This window comes from Mycobacteroides sp. LB1 (assembly GCF_013449725.1).
Lineage (GTDB): Bacteria > Actinomycetota > Actinomycetes > Mycobacteriales > Mycobacteriaceae > Mycobacterium.
This window is the reverse complement of the sequence record NZ_JACCFF010000001.1, coordinates 1,099,203-1,117,288: the sequence shown is the minus strand read 5'-3', so window position 1 is coordinate 1,117,288 and position 18,086 is coordinate 1,099,203. Positions and strand designations below refer to the sequence as shown.

The following is an 18,086-nucleotide window of genomic DNA, read 5'->3' as shown; positions in this document are numbered from 1 at the left end:
GATTCCTGGTCGCGTGTCACAGTTATTTGCTATGAATTGAGCAACCTGGCTGTTCGGTGCCGGAATTGCCGACCGCCCTTGCGGCTAATCCAGCCCATACCGTCTCCAAAGTCTCACGGTGATGTTGCGCACGATTTCGCATCGCGCGCCAGATGGTTGAGTTAGCGGCGGCCGCACGGCTGGTATACCTTTGTGATACCGCATTGCTGATACATCGGCAGCGGCTCGACAAACTCGCTGATCTGGAGGGTTAGGTAGCGAGAGACGTCGAAGAATTCATGCCTGAGCAAAGTATGACGAATGGACAAACCGATGCAGGTCTCGCAGGGTCGACGAGAAATCTCCAAGTTACGGGTACGTAGAACCGGTGCCGCTGCGCTCGCGGCGCTGGCGCTCGTGGCGCTTCCCGGTGTGGCGAGTGCCGACCCCGAGGTGCTGCAATCCGGTGACGGCTTGCGTTTCGAGACGACCAGCACGCCGCAGCCCGAAGGGCAGACCACCACCATCACCGTGCGCAGTGGCGACGGCAAGGTTGTGCAGACGATCTCCGAACCCTTCAAGGGCTGGCTCGGCGGTGCTGCCGTCGAGTTGCGCGATCTCGACCAGGACGGGCGTGACGATCTGCTCGTCCAGGTCGACGCGCGCGTGAAGGACGGGAAATGGGCGATCTGGCACGCCGCGGGTAGCAACCCGAAGCTGTCACGCGTCGGCGTCGTCGACGGGCATCCGGAGAGTGCCGGACCCGGTCTGATCAAGGCGGATACCGAGCAGGGCACGTTGTTCTACATCATCAAGGGCAATGCGCTGGCTCCCGCTCCCGCTGCGTAGCGTCGGGGTTTGATGCCGCGTCGTTAGCCAAATGTGCTGTGGTGCACCCTATTAGGTATGCCAGAGACTCTGCATCCCGTCTTCCAGCCGCGTTTCGAGACCGTTCTCGCGCGTAACCCCGGAGAGGCGGAGTTCCAGCAGGCTGTCTTCGAGGTCATGGCCAGTCTCAGCCCTCTGGTTGGCAACACGCCGGACTACGACCGCTGGTCGATCCTGGAGCGGATCTGTGAGCCGGAGCGGCAGATCATCTTTCGCGTTCCGTGGATCAGGGACGATGGCGCCGTCGAGATCAATCGCGGTTACCGGGTGGAGTTCAACTCCGCGCTGGGGCCGTACAAGGGCGGTCTGCGCTTCCACCCGAGCGTGAACCTGTCGATCGTGAAGTTCCTCGGCTTCGAGCAGATGTTCAAGAACGCGCTTACCGGGCTCCCGATCGGTGGCGGCAAGGGTGGAGCCGATTTCGACCCCAAGGGCCGCTCCGACGCCGAGATCATGCGGTTCTGCCAGTCATTCATGACCGAGCTGTACCGACATATCGGTGAATACACCGATGTCCCCGCCGGTGACATCGGGGTGGGCCAGCGCGAGATCGGATATCTTTTCGGACACTACAAGCGCATTACCAATCGCTACGAATCCGGTGTGCTGACGGGTAAAGGGTTGCCCTGGGGCGGATCCCAGGTGCGCACCGAAGCCACCGGATATGGCGTTGTGCTTTTCGCGCAGGAGATGCTGGCGACGCGCGCGCAGTCCCTGGCCGGAAAGACCGTCGTGGTGTCGGGCGCGGGGAACGTCGCGATCTATGCCGTCGAGAAGGCCCAGCAGCTGGGTGCGAAAGTCATCGCCTGCTCGGATAGCGACGGCTACATCGTCGACGAACGCGGACTGAATCTCGAACTCCTCAAGGAGATCAAGGAGGTTCGGCGGGGTCGGCTCTCCGAATACGTCGAGGCGCATGGTGGGGGAGCACGCCAGGTCACCGACGGAACCCTCTGGGAGGTTCCCTGCCAGGTCGCGTTGCCCTGCGCCACTCAGAACGAACTCGACGGCAAGGACGCCCGCCGGCTTATCGGGAACGGCGTGCAACTCATCGCCGAGGGAGCCAACATGCCGTGCACCCCCGAGGCGGTGAAGTACTTCCAGGAATCAGGGGTGCTCTACGCGCCGGGCAAGGCGTCGAACGCAGGTGGGGTGGCGACCAGCGCGCTGGAAATGCAACAGAACGCCAGCCGCGACTCGTGGTCCTTCGAGGCGACGGAGGCCCGCCTGCGATCGATCATGCAATCGATCCACGCCACCTGCGTCGAAACCGCGGATCACTACGGGGACCCGGGGAACTACGTGACGGGCGCCAACCTCGCCGGGTATACGAGGGTTGCCGATGCGATGGTCGCTCTCGGCGTGATCTGACGATCACGTTCGATCGTTCGGGTCCCGTCGTGCACGCGCTGTGTTATCAGTGACATATGCGCAGGTGTGGTGGGCTGGCACTCGCGGCTGTGGCGTCATTGTTCAGTGCCGGTTTGGCGCACGCCGACAGGCCAGAGCCGGTGCCGCTGTACGGCACCTATGACACCTACCTGGACCATTCTCGGCAGACGTTCGAGGGCAGACCCGATGCCTCGGCCCCTTCGACGCAGGCGGCGAGCTTCACCACCACCTGCGGTGCGCGGGGATGCGTGGCGCATTGGCTGCGGTTGGCCGAGCTGGCGGACAATCCCAATGCGCCGGCGCTCTTCGACTACCGGTGGAACGGTGATCGGTGGGAGTCGGCCGCGGACTATCCGTTCCATTGCAGCGACGGCAGTCCGGTGACCGCTGCCAGGTTCGACTTCTTGGTGCCCAACGGCGATGGCAGCTTTGCGGGGGAACGGACGTTCACCGTGGGCGCACCGGGGTGTCCAGATGACGGTCCCGGCACCTATTGGCTGCCGTTCAGGTTGACACCCACCGGGTGATGAACCCGCCATCGGCGGGCCGCGCTCACCGATTTGGTCCGTAGGTCCAGGTCACCTACACTTAACCGGTTGCCCGGGCTGTGTTTCGCCTATGGCCGGTCGGCATGTGCTGGTTTTGTTGGGACAGCACTGCTGATGCACGACCCCTGACCGAACCCGGTCAGATACGGAAGATCACTTCGCAGTAGGCCCACCGTGCGATGTACCAGGCCCTTACGGGAACCGGTACGAGCATGCTGCATGGGAACCGCAGCGAGAAAGGTTGATGGACTCTGTCATGACTATGACTGATCCGATCGCAGACTTTCTGACACGTCTGCGCAATGCCAACTCGGCATACCACGATGAGGTGACCCTGCCGCACTCGAAGATCAAGGCCAATATCGCCGAGATCCTCAAGCGCGAGGGCTACATCACCGATTACCGCACCGAGGACGCCCGCGTGGGCAAGAGCCTGGTTGTCTCGCTCAAGTACGGCCCCAGCCGTGAGCGCAGCATCGCCGGCCTGCGCCGCGTGTCGAAGCCCGGCCTGCGTGTGTATGCAAAATCCACCAGTCTGCCCAAGGTTCTCGGCGGCCTCGGCGTGGCGATCATCTCCACGTCCACTGGTCTACTCACCGATCGCCAAGCAGCCCGACAAGGCGTGGGCGGCGAAGTCCTCGCGTTCGTCTGGTAGGGGAGGACTTAAAAAATGTCGCGTATTGGTAAGCAACCGGTGCTGATTCCTTCCGGAGTGGACGTCAACATCGACGGCCAGAACGTCTCCGTCAAGGGCTCCAAAGGCACCCTCGAACTGACAGTGAGCGAGCCGATCTCGGTGTCGCGCAATGACGATGGCGCCATCGTGGTCAGCCGCCCGGATGACGAGCGGCGCAACCGCTCGCTACACGGCCTGTCTCGCACCCTGATCGCCAACCTGGTGACCGGTGTGACCCAGGGCTACACCACCAAGATGGAGATCTTCGGCGTGGGTTACCGCGTCGTCGCCAAGGGATCGAACCTGGAGTTCGCGCTCGGTTACAGCCACCCCGTGCTGATCGAGGCACCCGAGGGCATCACGTTCGCGGTCGAGACCCCCACCAAGTTCTCGGTCAGCGGAATCGACAAGCAGAAGGTTGGCCAGATCTCGGCCAACATCCGCCGCCTGCGTCGCCCCGACCCCTATAAGGGCAAGGGCATTCGCTACGAGGGTGAGCAGATCCGCCGCAAGGTCGGAAAGACAGGTAAGTGACCATGGCTCAAACGAAGACAGAAGCGAAGCAGCACGAGCCCGTCGGCAAGAGTGTTTCGGAGGCGCGTCGCACTTCGCGTCTGCGCCGCCACGCACGTCTGCGCAAGAAGGTGTCCGGTACGGACGCGCGGCCGCGTCTGGTCGTCAACCGTTCGGCCCGCCACATTCATGTGCAGCTGGTCAACGATCTCACCGGGACCACCCTGGCCGCGGCTTCGTCCGTCGAGCCCGACGTGCAAGCGGTGGACGGCGACAAGAAGGCGCGCAGCGCCCGGGTCGGTCAGCTGATCGCCGAGCGTGCCAAGGCAGCCGGTGTGGACACCGTGGTCTTCGACCGCGGCGGCTACACCTACGGTGGCCGGATCGCGGCACTCGCCGACGCCGCCCGCGAGAGCGGGCTGGTGTTCTGATGTTCGAGACTTTCAACGGAAGGAATGCATGATGGCGCAGCGCAATACTGGCGCTCCTGGCGCCGCAGGCGGCCCCAGTGACGGTCGCGACGGCGGCCGCGGACGTCGTGACAACCGTGACGACCGTCGTGGTGGCCGCGATAACGCCGAGAAGAGCAACCATATCGAGCGCGTCGTCACCATCAACCGCGTCTCCAAGGTGGTCAAGGGTGGTCGCCGGTTCAGCTTCACCGCACTGGTGATCGTTGGCGACGGCAACGGCCTGGTAGGCGTTGGCTACGGCAAGGCCAAGGAAGTTCCGGCTGCCATCGCCAAGGGTGTGGACGAGGCTCGCAAGAACTTCTTCCGCGTTCCGCTTATCGGTGGCACCATCGTCCACCCGGTTCAGGGCGAGGATGCGGCTGGCGTCGTCATGCTGCGGCCGGCTTCCGCCGGTACCGGTGTGATCGCCGGTGGCGCCGCCCGCGCAGTGTTGGAATGCGCTGGCGTGCACGACATCCTGGCCAAGTCGCTGGGTAGCGACAACGCCATCAACGTGGTCCACGCAACCGTCGCGGCGCTCAAGGCACTGCAGCGCCCCGAAGAGGTTGCGGCCCGGCGCGGTCTGCCCATCGAAGATGTGGCACCGGCCGGCATGCTCCGGGCCCGCGCCGAGTTCGCAGCTGCAGCAGCACAGGGAGGCAGCCATGGCTGATCTGTTGATCACCCAGGTGCGCGGCACCATCGGAACCCGGTGGAACCAGCGCGAATCGTTGAAGACACTGGGACTGCGCAAGATTCGCCAGACCGTTGTCCGTGAGGACAACGCGCAGACCCGCGGCCTGCTCCAGGTGGTTCGCCACCTGGTCACCGTCGAGGACGTGAAGTAAATGACTATCAAATTGCATCATCTGCGCCCAGCCCCCGGCTCCAAGACCGAGCGCACCCGCGTCGGTCGCGGTGAGGGGTCCAAGGGTAAGACCGCCGGCCGCGGCACCAAGGGCACCAAGGCACGCAAGAACGTGCCGGCGACCTTTGAGGGTGGGCAGATGCCCATCCACATGCGGCTGCCGAAGCTCAAGGGCTTCAAGAACCGCTTCCGCACCGAGTACCAGGTGGTGAACGTCCGCGATATCGAGCGGCTGTTCCCCGAGGGTGGCGACGTCACCATCGAGGATCTGGTGAACAAGGGTGCGGTCCGCAAGAACCAGCTGGTTAAGGTGCTCGGCAACGGCGACCTCACGGTCAAGGTGTCGGTGACCGCCAACAAGTTCAGCGACGCGGCCCGCGAGAAGATCACTGCCGTAGGCGGATCGATCAACGCGGTCTAGTACCCACTTATCAGCAAGGGCGTCCACCTCAGGGTGGGCGCCCTTACTGTTTCGCCGAGCGTGAAGCTATGGCGGGATATCGGCCGATTCGTCGCCATCGCTTCACGCTCGGCGCTCATGTGGAGCGGCAGGCACGTCCGGCTAGCGTTTCTTGTAGATGTCGGCGACCCAGGATTGCTTGCAGAATCGGTCCTGTGCGGACGGTGGGTCGATGCCGGCCTCCGTCAACGCCTGGTTCCTTTTCTGGGCTTGTCCCGGGGGATCGTCGTCGTAATTGAAGGAGCACAACGTGTTTCCGTTGGTGTGCCAGGTGCGGGCGGGATCCGCGGGATCCGGCCAATCCGCCGCCTGCACGAAGAGGGAACCGAGCTCCACCACCTTGTCATTGACGAATCGGTAGAGGGAAACCCTTCCTGATCCGGCACCGGTACTGGCATAGAACGCGGTGAAGCGCTCATCGGTTATCCGGAACTCGGGATAACCGAACACCTGTCCCGCTCGGGAGAAGTTCCCCGAATCCTTGTTCACCCGCCACACATCCAGGACGTCGCCGTCGGAGCCGACGTTGTCGACCACCACCAACTCGTCGCGGCCGTCTTGGTCGAGGTCGGCAAGAAGAGGCGGCGTTCGTTCCGGTTTGTTGACGGGAACGGTAAAGGTCTGCCGCTCAGTCCCATTGGGTTCGTACACCTTGATGGTGGTGGGGGGTGTGCCCATCACCTCTAACGTGAGCTTCGCCGAATCCTTGGATCGCAGCACGCACTGCAGCGCCGGATCCGGATCGGGTTCGATGGCCTGCGGCTTGATCGACGAACACAGTGGCAGCGAGTCCAGTCGATTGGGCGCTGAGCTCGTGGACGTTTCAGTGTGCTGGATACCGCCGTGGGTGCATGCCGTCAGGGTTAACCCCATGACGAAAAGCGCTGCGGTACGCCACTTCGTCATGTCAACACACGTCACCGTGTGCCCTGGCGATAGAGCCCCGCCACCCACGGCTGTAGGCAGAAATGTTCCTCGGCCGTCGCCGGGTCGACACCCGCCGCGCGCAGCGCGTCCATTCGCGACCCGAGTGCCCCCGGCGGGTCATCGGATAAGTTCATCGCGCATTTGACGTTGGCATTCAGACGCCACTTCGGATCGAGCGGCTTGTTGTCCACTCGTCTTTCGGTGTCCAGCAGCGCCAGCACCGCCAGTTTGTTGTCGACGAACCGGAAGAGGGCCGCCACCCCGGCGTCGGCGCCGTTGCGCGAGAAGATTCCGATGAATCGATCGGACGTCATCCAGAATCGCGGGACACCGAATATTGTTCCGGCCATATCGAATTGATCAGAATTCGGCCGCGGTCGCCACACGTCCATGAGGTCACCGGCTGGGTCGCCGGTCGCCCTGACCACCAGCAGCTCTTCGCGCTTGTCCTGGTCCAGATCCTGTAGTAACGGCAGACGCTGCTGAAAGATCGGGTTGGGCACGCGGATGGATTGCAGCTGAGCGCCGTTGCCGTTGAACACCCGGATGGTCCCCGCGGGGGTGCCCAGCACCTCGAAGATCACGCCGCTGCCATCAGAGGTGCGGATTGTGCAGTCGAGCGTCGGATCCGGCTGCGGATTCCCAGGTTTAAGCGCAGCGGTATCGCAGCCGGTCAGTCCGGCCAACCGGCCGGCGTTCTGCTCGGGGGGCGGCGGGGCATGCTTTGCGTTGGCGATGCTGGTGGCCATCAGCTGGTCCAGCAGGCCGGCGTCCACCTGGTCGGTGCCTTCCACCTCGAACACCACCGAACGCACTCGTGCGAGCAGAATGCGCTGACCGCGCACTCCCAACGACTCCTTACCGGCTGACGCGTCGTCCAGATCGGTACTCGCACTGGTGTATACGTAGGTCTGTACGCCCTCGACGATCGGCCCGGGGGCGAAGGTGTCGGTGACATGCCGATTCCGCACATCCGGCTTCGCGAACGTCGGAAACGCCTTGTCGTACTGGCCGCACTTCTTGATCCAGTCGGTGGTCGACGCGAACACGTCGGTGCTCTCGCGCTCACGGTTGACCGTCACGATGATGTGATTGCCGGCGGGGTCCGCCTCGTGGAATGTCGAGGCCGCGTAGTACAGGTTCCAGTCCGAACCGTCGGGAGCCCTCGAAAAGGACTTGCCGAAGGGTGTGTACAGGCATTCGGGCGGACGTGTTTCACCATCCGTTTGGCCATGCAGTCCGAGCCCGGACCCGTCGTCGGAGGCGATATCGGTGGGACGGGTCAGCCCGGGCGCGGGGAAGTCGGTGGCCACCGGCAGCAGACTTGCCAGTTCTGCGTTGTTTCGCCCACCCAGATCCGTGTGGTTGGGGTGGAACTTGCCTCGGTACTCGGGGAACAACCCGGGATAGCTGCGGGCGGGCGCCGCTGCCGTCTTCGATGTCGACTGTGACGGTGTCATATCTCGTGACCCGGAAGTGTCGATGCACCCGGACACCATGGTCACCGCGAGTAATGCAGCGACCTGCGCCGTCACCTTCTGTACACGTCTCATCGTTGCCCCTCCGCCAGCGAATGGCTCAGACCCTACGCGCCGCGTGATTCAGCAGCGCGGATTTGTAGCCGGGAGTATCGCCGCATTCGTGGGTACGCTCAAGGCATGTTCGCCTTCACCGCACCCACGGACGTCCGCGATCTCCTGGCCAAGGTTGACACCGCACGTCACCGGGGTGTGCCCCGGGACTGCATTCTGGAACTCGATCTGCTCGAGGTGCCGCCGGAAACCGTCAACTTCGATCCGCTGGGTCTGGTGTTTTCGGGCGCGAGCAGGCCGCTGTCGCTGCGGCACACCATCGCCGCCGTCCACCGCGCGATCGATGATCCGCGGGTCGCCGGTCTTATCGCGCGTGTGCAGATCCCACCCGCCGCGGCCGGAGCCGTGCAGGAGCTACGGGCCGCCATCGAGGCGTTCAGTGCGGTCAAACCCAGCCTGGCATGGTCCGAGACCTATCCGGGCACGCTCGCCTACTACCTGGCATCGGCGTTCCGTGAGGTGTGGATGCAGCCCTCCGGCACCGTGGGGCTCATCGGATTTGCGGCCAGCGGTACCTTCCTGCGCGGTGCCCTGGACAAGGCCGGTGTGCAGGCGCAATTCCTCGCTCGTGGTCAATACAAGTCGGCGGCAAATCTTTTCACCGAGGACGGCTACACCGACGCGCAGCGGGAAGCCGACGGGCGGCTGCTGGAGAGCCTGTCCGAACAGGTTCGCGACGGCGTCGCGGCATCGCGCAAGCTCGATCCGGCCGATGTGGACGTCCTGGCAGACCGGGCGCCGCTGCGCCGCACCGATGCGGTCTCGGGTGGGCTCGTGGACCGTATCGGCTACCGCGATGAGGCGTATGCGCGCATCGGCGAACTGACTGGGGGACAAGGGGACACCGAGCTCCCGCTGCTTTATCTGGCGCGCTACACCAGGGCCACCCGCCCGCAGGTGCCGAGCCTTCCATCCCTGCCCGGTCGTTCGTCGCGGCCGACCATCGGCGTGGTCTCCTTGACGGGAGCGATCGCGAGCGGCCGCAGCGGACCAAGGCTCTTTCCGCCGGGACCGGCGAGCGGAGGCGATGTGATCGCCGACGCGCTGCGGGATGCCGTCGCCGACGATTCGGTGGCCGCCATCGTGTTGCGCGTGGACAGCCCCGGCGGATCGGTTAACGGATCGGAAACGATTTGGCGAGAAGTGGTCCGCGCACGGGAGGCCGGTAAGCCGGTCGTGGTATCCATGGGAGCGGTAGCCGGGTCGGGCGGCTACTACGTCGCCATGAGTGCGGATGCGATCATCGCCAATCCGGGAACCATCACCGGGTCCATCGGGGTTATCACCGGAAAATTTATCACCCGAGGACTTAAGGAGAAGCTCGGTGTCGCGTCGGACACCTTGCGCACCAACGCCAATGCCGACGCGTGGTCCAGTAATGAACCGTTCACCGACGAGCAGCGCGATCTCGTCGAGGCCGAGATCGATATGCACTACGACGACTTCGTGCAGCGGGTCGCCGATGGACGAAAGCTCACCGTCGATGCCGTGAAAGCGGTTGCACAGGGCCGGATCTGGACGGGCAAGGATGCGCTGGAGCACGGTCTGGTCGATGAGCTCGGCGGGTTCCGCGAGGCGGTGGCCAAGGCCAAGGAACTCGCGGATATCGACGCCGACGACGAGGTTCGGATACTGAACTTCCCGAGCTCACCGCTATCCTCCATGCTGCGGCAGCGGGCCTCGTCCCAGCCTGCCGCTGCGGCCCTCACCGATGCGATGCTGGGTCGAGTGGCGCAGCTGGCTCTGGAGACGGTGCAACGCGCTCAGCGATCCGTCGGCAGTGTCCAGGCGATGGTGTTGGGCGACTACCGCTTCTAGTCGCGCCGCACGCGTATTTCGCCGGGGCCGGCGACGGCACCGACTAACGTGTCGTGTGCAGCTGCCCGCGGAAGGGGTCTGGCGTGAACACCGAACTGACCGTATTTCAGAAGCGTGTGCTCGCTGTCCTCACCGGTTTGGGCATCGTCTTCGGCATCTACTTTCTGCGTGGCTACTTCATCCTGATGGTCGTCGCAGCGGTGGCCGCGTACCTGTTCACACCGCTGTACCGACGACTGGGCCAGCGGTTCGGCTCGGGCATCGCCGCAACATTGACACTGTTATCCGCGCTGGGATCGGTTGTGGTGCCGGTGGGTGCGCTGGTTTTCGTTGCAACCGTTCAGATCACCCGCATGGTCGAGAGTGTCTCGAACTGGGTGGGAGACACCGATATGACCACACTTGGGCAGAAGGCGCTCGCGGTGGTCAACGACGTATTGGCCCGAATTCCGTTCGTACATGTCCAGTTGACTCCGGATACGCTGCGGCAGTCGATCGCATCCTTGGCGGAGAACGTGGGTCAAGGGCTGCTGCAGGTGCTCCAGAGCGCCGTCGGCAGCGTCGCGTCGGCGGTCGCGGCATCCATCATCTTCCTGTACGTGTTCGTGTCGCTCTTAGTCAAGCAGGACAAGGTGCTCACCCTGCTGCGACAGCTCAATCCGCTGGGGGAGGAGATCACCGACCTGTACCTCGACAAGATCGGGGCGATGGTACGCGGAACGGTCAAGGGACAGTTCGTGATTGCGACGGCGCAGGGGGTTGCAGGTGCCGCGTCGATCTACGTCGCAGGCTTCCGGCAGGGTTTCTTCTTCTTCGCAATACTGCTCACCGCGTTGTCGATCATCCCGCTCGGGGGCGGCATCGTGACGATTCCGTTCGGCATCGGCATGATCATCTTCGGCCACCCCGTCGGCGGACTGTTCGTCATCGCATGGCACATCCTGGTGGTCTCCAATATCGACAATGTGCTGCGCCCCTTCCTCGTGCCGCGTGGCGCACGCTTGGACCCCGCGTTGATGCTCCTGGCGGTCTTCTCGGGTATCGCGGCCTTCGGATTCTGGGGAGTTGTGCTGGGCCCGGTGTTGATGATCGTCATCGTGACCACGATTGACGTGTATCTCGCTGTCTATAAAGGGGTTCCGTTCGAGGGTGCCGACACCGACGAGCCGGAGGCGCCGAGGCGCTCCTGGTGGAAGTGGGGCCGTACGCGCGCGGCGGGCTAGCCCAGCGTGGCGTCGACGTAAATGATGTTAGGGAATATGGTGCGCAGCATTGGGTTCGGCGGTTCCAGACCGAGCCGGGCATACAGCGCGTCGTTCTCCTCGGTCACCACCGTCCAGCCGTGTTCGGCGAGCCAGTCCGCTGCCATTTGGCGCTCGCCGGCGTACACCAGCGACTCCATATCCAAGTCCAATGTGTCCCCGGCGAATTGGCGGGTGAGCTCCCGCGCCTTGGAGAAGTCGGCGGTTTCCAAACCGGGGACCTGCTCGCAGACCAGGCGGCTGCCGGGCGCGCTTAGCTCGGTGATCGAAGCGAACAACCGATCCTGCGCCTCCGGGGGCAGATAGATCAGCAGCCCCTCCGCCGACCACGCCGTTGGCTGCCCGGGGTCGAAACCGGCCGCCTGCAACGCGGTTGGCCAGTCGTCGCGCAGATCGATCGCCACGGTCCGTCGATCAGTGCTGGGCGTTGCTCCCAGCTCGGCCAGAGTGTTGGTCTTGAAGGCGATCACCTCCGGCTGGTCGAGCTCGTACACCGTGGTGCCCGCAGGCCAATTCAGACGGTAGGCGCGGGTGTCCAGTCCGGATGCGAGGATGACGACCTGGCGCACCCCGGCGGCGGTGGAGGACTCAAATGCCGAGTCGTAGTACTTGGTGCGGCTTGCCATCCCGTTGGCCATGCCGTCGGCGGTGATGCCGAGCTGTACCAGCCCCGCCAGCTGCTCGGGATCGAAATCCCCTGAGGCCAATCGGGTGAAGTACTCGATGCCGACGGCGCGTACCAGCGGTTCGGCATAGGGATCGTTGATCAGTGCGTTGGGCACATGGCTGGCCAGCGCACGCTGCGCGGCCACCATCGTGGCGGTCGCTCCCACACTCGAAGCCAGATCCCAGCTGTCGTCATCGGTCCGCGCCATCGGAGAATCCTTAGTGGTTGTCATTGGGTTGGCACTGCAGGCGTGCCCCGACCATAGTGCGCCGCAGTCTGCGATTGCGCACGTCCGCCGCTGTGGCCTGCGCGAACACATCTGGTAGCGGGCTGCGGAGATCCGCGATAACTAACCGGAACTGGCGGTGAACGGTCGATGACGGGCCCCGAATCGCGGACGCGCGGTGGTAATTTCACCCCGGTGAAGGCATTCGGGTGGCTCGCCGTCGTCGTCCTGTCGGTAGCGGCCTGGAACGGGAGTGCCCCCGCCGCACACGCTGCACCCGGATGCCGTCAGCTGGATGCCGCGCTGCCCTGGTACGGCGATGTCAGGGAACGGCTGCAGGCCGTCATCGACGCCCACAGCACATGCACCGGAACGTGGAAGCGGCCCACACAGGCGGTCGCGCTCTTCGATTGGGACAACACCGAGGTCAAGAACGACATCTCCGATGCCACCCTGGCGTGGATGCTGCGGCACGACAAGATCCGTCAGCCCGCCGACTGGCACGCCACCAGCCGATACATCACCGAGGCCGCGACCACTGCGCTGCGTGAGGCGTGTGGCACCGCAACCCCCGCTGGACGGCCGCTGCCCACCTCCACGAATGTCGCCTGCGCCGACGAGATCCTGGCCGTGCGGGAAGGAAAGACGCATGACGAGCAGGAAGCGTTCAGCGGATACAACCAGCGCTGGAGCAACGGCGCCTACGTGTGGACAGTCGCGCTGACCACTGGATACACCGCCGAGGAGGTCACCGAATTCGCGCAGGCGGCCAAGCGGGAGAACCTGGATGCGCCGATCGGTGCCGAACAGACCATCGGCACTACCACCGTGCCCGGGTATGTGCGGATCTACCCACAGATCAAGGACCTCATCGGCACCCTCCAGGCACACGGCGTCCGCACTTGGGTGATCTCGGCGTCCTCGGAGGTCGTAGCCAAGGTGTGGTCGCCGGAGATCGGCATCCCGACGAACCAGGTGATCGGCGTGCGAAGCGTCTACGACACCAACGGGAAGCAGACCCCGCACGTCAGGGGCTGCGGTGGACAGCCCGATGGCGCTGACACCGTCATCACCTACGTGGATGGCAAACGCTGCTGGGCCAACCAGGTTGTCTTCGGTGTGCAGGGACCCACCGCATTCGAGCCCTTCGACGTCGACAAGCGCCAGATCCTCGCGGCGGGGGACTCGACCACCGACGTCACCTTCGTCGACGACGCCACCGCGGCGCACCTCGCGATCAATCGCGACAAGACTGAACTCATGTGCCGGGCCTACGACAACGCCGACGGCAAGTGGCTGATCAATCCCATGTTCATCGATCCCTATCCGCAGCGTGTGGACCCGTATCTGTGTGCAACCGACGGCCGGACCAACCCGGATGGCAGCACCGGACCGCTGCTCCGCTCCGACGGCACCGTCATCGCCGACCAGAAGGACACCGTCTTCTGACTGGTGTGGCAGCGAACTGTTAGTCTCGTATCCGGCCCGGGCGTGCCCTGACGGCCGCCGAAACGGTTACCCAACGCTGGGATCACCAGCTGATTCATCTTGCAGATCACGTGGCGAGCTGCAGGATGCGCAGGAGGATGTGTGCTTTCCGCTTTTGTCTCTGCTCTCAGGACAGCTGACCTGAGGCGGAAGATCCTCTTCACCATCGGGGTCGTGATCCTTTATCGGATCGGTGCGACCCTCCCGTCTCCCGGTGTGAACTACTCCGCCGTGAAGTACTGCGTCGAGCAGGTGAGTAGTGGCGACTCCGCGCAGATTTACTCGCTGATCAACCTGTTCTCGGGTGGCGCGCTGCTACAGCTGTCGGTGTTCGCGGTCGGCGTCATGCCGTATATCACCGCCAGCATCATCGTCCAGCTGCTCACCGTGGTCATTCCTCGGTTCGAGCAGCTGCGCAAGGAAGGCCAGTCCGGCCAGGCCAAGATGACGCAGTACACGCGCTATCTGTCGGTTGCGCTGGGACTGTTGCAGTCCACCTCGATCGTTGCCCTTGGTGCCAGCGGAACCTTGCTGCAGGGCTGTGATCGCAAGACTGAGATTGTCCCGGACCAGTCGATCTTCACGCTGACGGTGATGGTTCTGGTCATGACCGCCGGATCCACCCTGGTGATGTGGCTCGGCGAGATGGTCACCGAGCGCGGAATCGGCAACGGTATGTCGCTGCTGATCTTCGCCGGCATCGCCGCGCGGATTCCGGCAGAGGGAAAGACCATCCTTGACAGCCGCGGTGGTGTCACCTTCGCCGCGGTGTGCGTGGCAGCACTGCTCATCGTGGTCGGTGTGGTGTTCGTCGAACAGGGCCAGCGCCGTATCCCCGTCCAGTACGCCAAACGCATGGTGGGCCGCCGCATGTATGGCGGCACTTCCACCTATCTGCCGTTGAAGGTCAACCAGGCCGGTGTTATCCCGGTGATCTTCGCCTCCTCGCTGCTGTACATCCCGGGTCTCATCACCCAGCTGGTGCGCAGCGGCAAGCAGGATAAGACCGGCTGGTGGGACCGATTCGTCAGCACCTACCTGACCGATCCCAGCAACTACTGGTATGTCTTGATCTACTTCTCGCTCATTGTCTTCTTCACGTTCTTCTACGTGTCGATCACCTTCAATCCCGATGAGCGTGCCGACGAGATGAACAAGTTCGGTGGCTTCATCCCCGGTATCCGCCCCGGTCGGGCGACCGCCGACTACCTGCGCTACGTGCTCAACCGCATCACCTGGCCAGGATCGATCTACCTGGGCATCATTGCGATCCTGCCGAACCTGTTCCTGCAGATCGGGAGCTCGGGAGGCCCGCAGAACCTGCCGTTCGGTGGAACTGCGGTACTGATCATGATCGGCGTCGGTCTCGACACCGTGAAGCAGATCGAAAGCCAGTTGATGCAGCGTAACTACGAAGGGTTCCTGAAGTGAGAGTGGTGTTACTCGGCCCGCCAGGGGCAGGCAAAGGTACGCAGGCGCAACTGATTTCGGAGAAGTTCGGCATTCCGCAGATCTCCACGGGCGACCTGTTCCGATCGAATATCAGCGAGGGCACCGAGCTGGGGATTCAGGCCAAGCAGTACTTGGACGCGGGGGACCTGGTGCCCAGCGAGGTCACCAACAAGATGGTTGAGGCGCGCCTCGACGAGCCCGATGCCGCAGACGGATTCATCCTCGACGGATTCCCGCGCACCGTGGACCAGGCCGATGCGCTGGCCGCGATGGAAGAGGCCCGCGGAGTCAAGATCGACGCCGTGCTGGAGTTCCGGGTGCCGGTGGAAGAGCTCGTGCAGCGACTACTGGGACGTGGCCGCGCCGACGACACCGAAGGCATCATCCGCAACCGCCTCAACGTGTACCGCGACGAGACCGCGCCGCTGCTGGAGTACTACCAGGACGTGCTGCAGACGATTGATGCCGTCGGCACGGTCGACGAGGTCTTCGCACGGACCTCGCAGGCTCTGGGCCGGTAGTAGGAGCACGAGTGGGGCTGTTCGGCCGCAAGAAGACGGTGGAGCAGCGCACCACCGATGAGCTCGATGCCATGGCTGCTGCGGGCGCCATCGTGGGGGCCGCGTTGGTCGCCGTCCGCGATGCCGCCAAGGCCGGTGTCTCGACGCTGGAACTGGACCAGGTTGCCGAGGCCGTGATCCGGGATGCCGGCGCGGTGCCGTCATTCCTGGGCTACCACGGTTTCCCGGCATCCATCTGTTCGTCGGTCAACGACCAAGTGGTCCACGGAATACCTTCGGCGACAGCCATCTTGGTCGACGGCGACTTGGTCTCCATTGATTGCGGGGCGATCCTGGACGGCTGGCACGGGGATTCCGCGTGGACCTTCGCGGTGGGCACCGTCATACCCGTCGATGAAGCGTTATCGACCGCCACTCGGTTGTCCATGGAAGCCGGTATCGCGGCGATGATCCCGGGGAACCGGCTCACCGATGTATCCCACGCGATCGAGCTGGGTACCCGGGCCGCCGAGAAGCAATTCGACCGTGCATTCGGAATCGTGGACGGTTACGGCGGCCACGGCATCGGCCGCTCGATGCACCTGGACCCGTTCCTGCCCAATGAGGGCGCCCCCGGGAAGGGGCCACTCCTCGGGGTGGGATCGGTGCTTGCCATCGAGCCGATGCTCACGCTCGGCACCACCCAGACTCGGGTGCTGGCCGACGATTGGACCGTCGTCACCACCGACGGTTCTCGGTCCGCGCATTGGGAGCACACGGTGGCCGTCACCGAGGACGGCCCCCGCATCCTGACACTGCGCCCGTAGGCCCAGCGCCCCTAGTTTCCCTTGATGGATTGGGTGCGGTCGGTGGTGAACACAGCCACGCAGGCGATCGAGCGATCACCTTGGGCCCAAGACCGTTTGGTCGGGTAGAGGTAGGTGATCTCTACCCCGTCATCCTCGAAGGCATTGGGCGAGTAAGTCTCCAAGGCTGAGCTGCAGCCCTTATTGCCCTTGTCATCCAGCTCCGACTGCGAGGGAACGGAAGTTCCGGACAGCGGTAGCAGTGCGTAGACCTCAGCCTTGTGCGGCCGTGAGCACGGGATCGCCTTAGTCGTGGTGTAGTAGTCCTTGTCGCCCATGTCGGCGACACAGTCGCCCACACGCAACTTGGTGACGTCCATATCGCCGGACTGGGTGACATGCCCGGATTCGTCACGTTTGGGCTGGTTGCTGACACCCACCGCGATAACAACAACCCATACGGCGATCCAGACGAATCCGAGCACGATGCCCGCGATCGCCAGACCGCGACCGTTCTGGCCTGTTCGTTTGATCTGGTTCAGGCCGACGAATCCGAAGATCACACCAAGGATGCCGGCACAGATCGGTAGGATGCCGAAAACCAGGGCCGCTATGGAAAATCCGTTGGTGCCCCGTGCGGCCTCGATCGGGGGGTACGCCCCCGGCGCGGGATATCCGTACGGCGCGGCCGGCGGTGGATACCCGGCAGGTGGTGGGTATCCCACCGGGTCGGTCTGCGGGTACGGCGGGTAGGGAACGGCGCCGGCAGGGCCGGACGGCGGAATGGGTGGATATCCGCCCACCGGCGGTGGCCCGACCGGTGGATATCCAGGGCCCGTCGGCGTCGGGTACGGCGGAAACTCCGACCCGGGATCCGAGGGTGGCGGCCCGGCAGGCGGTTGCGTCATGTAGGGACTTTAGCAAACACGTGGTAGATGTCGGTGAGTCTCAGATCAGTTGATGAGGCCGTCCAGGTACGTCTGTACATCGACGGCCAGCGGTAGCAACCCCGAGTCTCTTGCCTGCATCAATGATGGTGCGGCCCTGTCCTTTTCGGAAATAAGCAACGAAAGTTCGGTGCCGTCGGGAGTGGTCGTGGGCCACCTGACACCCACTGTTGGATCCAGTGGGTCGATACCGTGCTCGCGGCCCGGGGCGTATCCGGTCGAACATAGGTAGGCAACTGTGGAGCCGTCCTCCAGGGCAAGGAAGGCGTGGCCGGCTCCCTCTGGGATGTAGATGGCACGCCGGTCACTGGTATCGAGCAGCACCGCATCCCATGCGCCGAATGTCGGTGAACCGACGCGAATATCGACCACAACGTCATAGACGGACCCGCTGAGGCACGTGACGTATTTGGCTTGTCCGGGTGGCACATCGGCGAAATGTATGCCGCGCAACGACCCGGCTGCAGACACCGAGCAATTGGCTTGTTGCAAGTCGAAGGGATGTCCGATGGCCTCGGCCAGCGAGGGCCCCTTGAACCATTCGAGGAACACCCCGCGGTCGTCGTGGTGCTGCACCGGGGTGATCTCGAAGGCGCCCGGTACCGAGAGTTCGCGGATTTGCATA

20 protein-coding genes are annotated in these 18,086 nt (G+C 64.0%); 15 read left to right on the top strand and 5 right to left on the bottom strand.

Annotation, left to right across the window (positions count from 1 at the left end; translation table 11 throughout):
* Positions 1–312: 312 nt before the first annotated feature.
* The 9 genes from MLB1_RS05515 (at position 313) to rplO (ending at position 5,737) form a co-directional block, all read left to right on the top strand.
* On the top strand, positions 313–828 hold the full coding sequence (locus MLB1_RS05515; RefSeq protein WP_180749707.1) for a hypothetical protein: 516 nt from the start codon (positions 313–315) through the stop codon (positions 826–828).
* 57 nt (positions 829–885) lie between these two features.
* Positions 886–2,238 carry an NADP-specific glutamate dehydrogenase gene (gene gdhA, locus MLB1_RS05510; protein ID WP_180748663.1) on the top strand — a complete coding sequence of 451 codons (1,353 nt, stop codon included), beginning with the start codon at positions 886–888 and terminating at the stop codon, positions 2,236–2,238.
* A gap of 56 nt (positions 2,239–2,294) precedes the next feature.
* Positions 2,295–2,786 carry a hypothetical protein gene (locus MLB1_RS05505; RefSeq protein WP_180748662.1) on the top strand — a complete coding sequence of 164 codons (492 nt, stop codon included), beginning with the start codon at positions 2,295–2,297 and terminating at the stop codon, positions 2,784–2,786.
* 277 nt (positions 2,787–3,063) lie between these two features.
* Positions 3,064–3,462, top strand: a complete 399-nt coding sequence (rpsH, locus tag MLB1_RS05500; protein ID WP_180748661.1) for a 30S ribosomal protein S8 — start codon at positions 3,064–3,066, stop codon at positions 3,460–3,462.
* Positions 3,463–3,477: 15 nt separating this feature from the next.
* On the top strand, positions 3,478–4,017 hold the full coding sequence (gene rplF, locus MLB1_RS05495; protein WP_180748660.1) for a 50S ribosomal protein L6: 540 nt from the start codon (positions 3,478–3,480) through the stop codon (positions 4,015–4,017).
* A 2-nt stretch (positions 4,018–4,019) separates the two neighbouring features.
* Complete coding sequence (rplR, locus tag MLB1_RS05490) at positions 4,020–4,427, top strand: 50S ribosomal protein L18 (RefSeq protein ID WP_180748659.1); 408 nt, start codon at positions 4,020–4,022, stop codon at positions 4,425–4,427.
* Between the two features lie 28 nt (positions 4,428–4,455).
* Positions 4,456–5,121 (top strand): 30S ribosomal protein S5, encoded by a 666-nt coding sequence (rpsE, locus tag MLB1_RS05485; protein ID WP_180748658.1) that lies wholly within the window; start codon positions 4,456–4,458, stop codon positions 5,119–5,121.
* Complete coding sequence (gene rpmD, locus MLB1_RS05480) at positions 5,114–5,296, top strand: 50S ribosomal protein L30 (RefSeq protein WP_180748657.1); 183 nt, start codon at positions 5,114–5,116, stop codon at positions 5,294–5,296. Before rpsE ends, rpmD begins: the two co-directional genes overlap by 8 nt.
* Positions 5,297–5,737: a 50S ribosomal protein L15 gene (rplO, locus tag MLB1_RS05475; RefSeq protein WP_180748656.1), complete on the top strand. Its 441-nt coding sequence runs from the start codon at positions 5,297–5,299 to the stop codon at positions 5,735–5,737.
* A gap of 141 nt (positions 5,738–5,878) precedes the next feature.
* Here rplO and MLB1_RS05470 read toward each other — a convergent pair whose 3' ends face one another.
* Positions 5,879–6,682, bottom strand: coding sequence for a hypothetical protein (locus MLB1_RS05470; RefSeq protein ID WP_180748655.1), 804 nt, complete (start codon positions 6,680–6,682; stop codon positions 5,879–5,881).
* An 11-nt stretch (positions 6,683–6,693) separates the two neighbouring features.
* Positions 6,694–8,256 (bottom strand): sensor domain-containing protein, encoded by a 1,563-nt coding sequence (locus tag MLB1_RS05465; protein ID WP_180748654.1) that lies wholly within the window; start codon positions 8,254–8,256, stop codon positions 6,694–6,696.
* A 105-nt stretch (positions 8,257–8,361) separates the two neighbouring features.
* Here MLB1_RS05465 and sppA point away from each other — a divergent pair, with 105 nt between their 5' ends.
* Together sppA and MLB1_RS05455 are read left to right on the top strand one after the other, a co-directional pair.
* Positions 8,362–10,113 carry a signal peptide peptidase SppA gene (sppA, locus tag MLB1_RS05460; protein ID WP_180748653.1) on the top strand — a complete coding sequence of 584 codons (1,752 nt, stop codon included), beginning with the start codon at positions 8,362–8,364 and terminating at the stop codon, positions 10,111–10,113.
* An 83-nt stretch (positions 10,114–10,196) separates the two neighbouring features.
* Positions 10,197–11,336, top strand: coding sequence for an AI-2E family transporter (locus MLB1_RS05455; RefSeq protein ID WP_180748652.1), 1,140 nt, complete (start codon positions 10,197–10,199; stop codon positions 11,334–11,336).
* Here the strand turns inward: MLB1_RS05455 and MLB1_RS05450 are convergent.
* Positions 11,333–12,250 (bottom strand): class I SAM-dependent methyltransferase, encoded by a 918-nt coding sequence (locus MLB1_RS05450; protein ID WP_180748651.1) that lies wholly within the window; start codon positions 12,248–12,250, stop codon positions 11,333–11,335. The two genes, MLB1_RS05455 and MLB1_RS05450, sit on opposite strands and share 4 nt — an antisense overlap.
* 213 nt (positions 12,251–12,463) lie before the next feature.
* Here MLB1_RS05450 and MLB1_RS05445 point away from each other — a divergent pair, with 213 nt between their 5' ends.
* The 4 genes from MLB1_RS05445 to map all read left to right on the top strand — a co-directional run bounded on the left by MLB1_RS05445 (position 12,464) and on the right by map (position 16,535).
* Positions 12,464–13,717, top strand: coding sequence for an HAD family hydrolase (locus MLB1_RS05445; RefSeq protein WP_180749706.1), 1,254 nt, complete (start codon positions 12,464–12,466; stop codon positions 13,715–13,717).
* A 141-nt stretch (positions 13,718–13,858) separates the two neighbouring features.
* Positions 13,859–15,187 carry a preprotein translocase subunit SecY gene (secY, locus tag MLB1_RS05440; RefSeq protein WP_180748650.1) on the top strand — a complete coding sequence of 443 codons (1,329 nt, stop codon included), beginning with the start codon at positions 13,859–13,861 and terminating at the stop codon, positions 15,185–15,187.
* On the top strand, positions 15,184–15,729 hold the full coding sequence (locus MLB1_RS05435; RefSeq protein ID WP_180748649.1) for an adenylate kinase: 546 nt from the start codon (positions 15,184–15,186) through the stop codon (positions 15,727–15,729). The genes secY and MLB1_RS05435 overlap by 4 nt, the downstream gene beginning before the upstream one ends.
* Before the next feature lie 11 nt (positions 15,730–15,740).
* The gene (gene map / locus MLB1_RS05430) at positions 15,741–16,535 is read left to right on the top strand and encodes a type I methionyl aminopeptidase (protein ID WP_180748648.1); all 795 of its coding nucleotides are present in this window, start codon (positions 15,741–15,743) and stop codon (positions 16,533–16,535) included.
* A gap of 11 nt (positions 16,536–16,546) precedes the next feature.
* Here map and MLB1_RS05425 read toward each other — a convergent pair whose 3' ends face one another.
* Complete coding sequence (locus MLB1_RS05425; protein WP_180748647.1) at positions 16,547–17,422, bottom strand: DUF4190 domain-containing protein; 876 nt, start codon at positions 17,420–17,422, stop codon at positions 16,547–16,549.
* Positions 17,423–17,467: 45 nt separating this feature from the next.
* Positions 17,468–18,085, bottom strand: coding sequence for a dTDP-4-dehydrorhamnose 3,5-epimerase (locus MLB1_RS05420; RefSeq protein WP_180748646.1), 618 nt, complete (start codon positions 18,083–18,085; stop codon positions 17,468–17,470).
* Position 18,086 lies beyond the last annotated feature (1 nt).

Excerpts from the sequence above, each read along its gene's own strand:
- rpsE (WP_180748658.1), top strand. The coding sequence starts at position 4,456 with ATGATGGCGCAGCGCAATACTGGCGCTCCTGGCGCCGCAGGCGGCCCC.
- gdhA (WP_180748663.1), top strand. The coding sequence starts at position 886 with ATGCCAGAGACTCTGCATCCCGTCTTCCAGCCGCGTTTCGAGACCGTT.
- MLB1_RS05420 (WP_180748646.1), bottom strand. The coding sequence starts at position 18,085 with ATGCAAATCCGCGAACTCTCGGTACCGGGCGCCTTCGAGATCACCCCG.
- rplO (WP_180748656.1), top strand. The coding sequence starts at position 5,297 with ATGACTATCAAATTGCATCATCTGCGCCCAGCCCCCGGCTCCAAGACC.
- rplF (WP_180748660.1), top strand. The coding sequence starts at position 3,478 with ATGTCGCGTATTGGTAAGCAACCGGTGCTGATTCCTTCCGGAGTGGAC.
- MLB1_RS05425 (WP_180748647.1), bottom strand. The coding sequence starts at position 17,422 with ATGACGCAACCGCCTGCCGGGCCGCCACCCTCGGATCCCGGGTCGGAG.
- sppA (WP_180748653.1), top strand. The coding sequence starts at position 8,362 with ATGTTCGCCTTCACCGCACCCACGGACGTCCGCGATCTCCTGGCCAAG.
- MLB1_RS05505 (WP_180748662.1), top strand. The coding sequence starts at position 2,295 with ATGCGCAGGTGTGGTGGGCTGGCACTCGCGGCTGTGGCGTCATTGTTC.
- MLB1_RS05450 (WP_180748651.1), bottom strand. The coding sequence starts at position 12,250 with ATGGCGCGGACCGATGACGACAGCTGGGATCTGGCTTCGAGTGTGGGA.
- rpmD (WP_180748657.1), top strand. The coding sequence starts at position 5,114 with ATGGCTGATCTGTTGATCACCCAGGTGCGCGGCACCATCGGAACCCGG.
- rplR (WP_180748659.1), top strand. The coding sequence starts at position 4,020 with ATGGCTCAAACGAAGACAGAAGCGAAGCAGCACGAGCCCGTCGGCAAG.
- MLB1_RS05465 (WP_180748654.1), bottom strand. The coding sequence starts at position 8,256 with ATGAGACGTGTACAGAAGGTGACGGCGCAGGTCGCTGCATTACTCGCG.
- MLB1_RS05470 (WP_180748655.1), bottom strand. The coding sequence starts at position 6,682 with ATGACGAAGTGGCGTACCGCAGCGCTTTTCGTCATGGGGTTAACCCTG.
- MLB1_RS05515 (WP_180749707.1), top strand. The coding sequence starts at position 313 with ATGCAGGTCTCGCAGGGTCGACGAGAAATCTCCAAGTTACGGGTACGT.
- rpsH (WP_180748661.1), top strand. The coding sequence starts at position 3,064 with ATGACTATGACTGATCCGATCGCAGACTTTCTGACACGTCTGCGCAAT.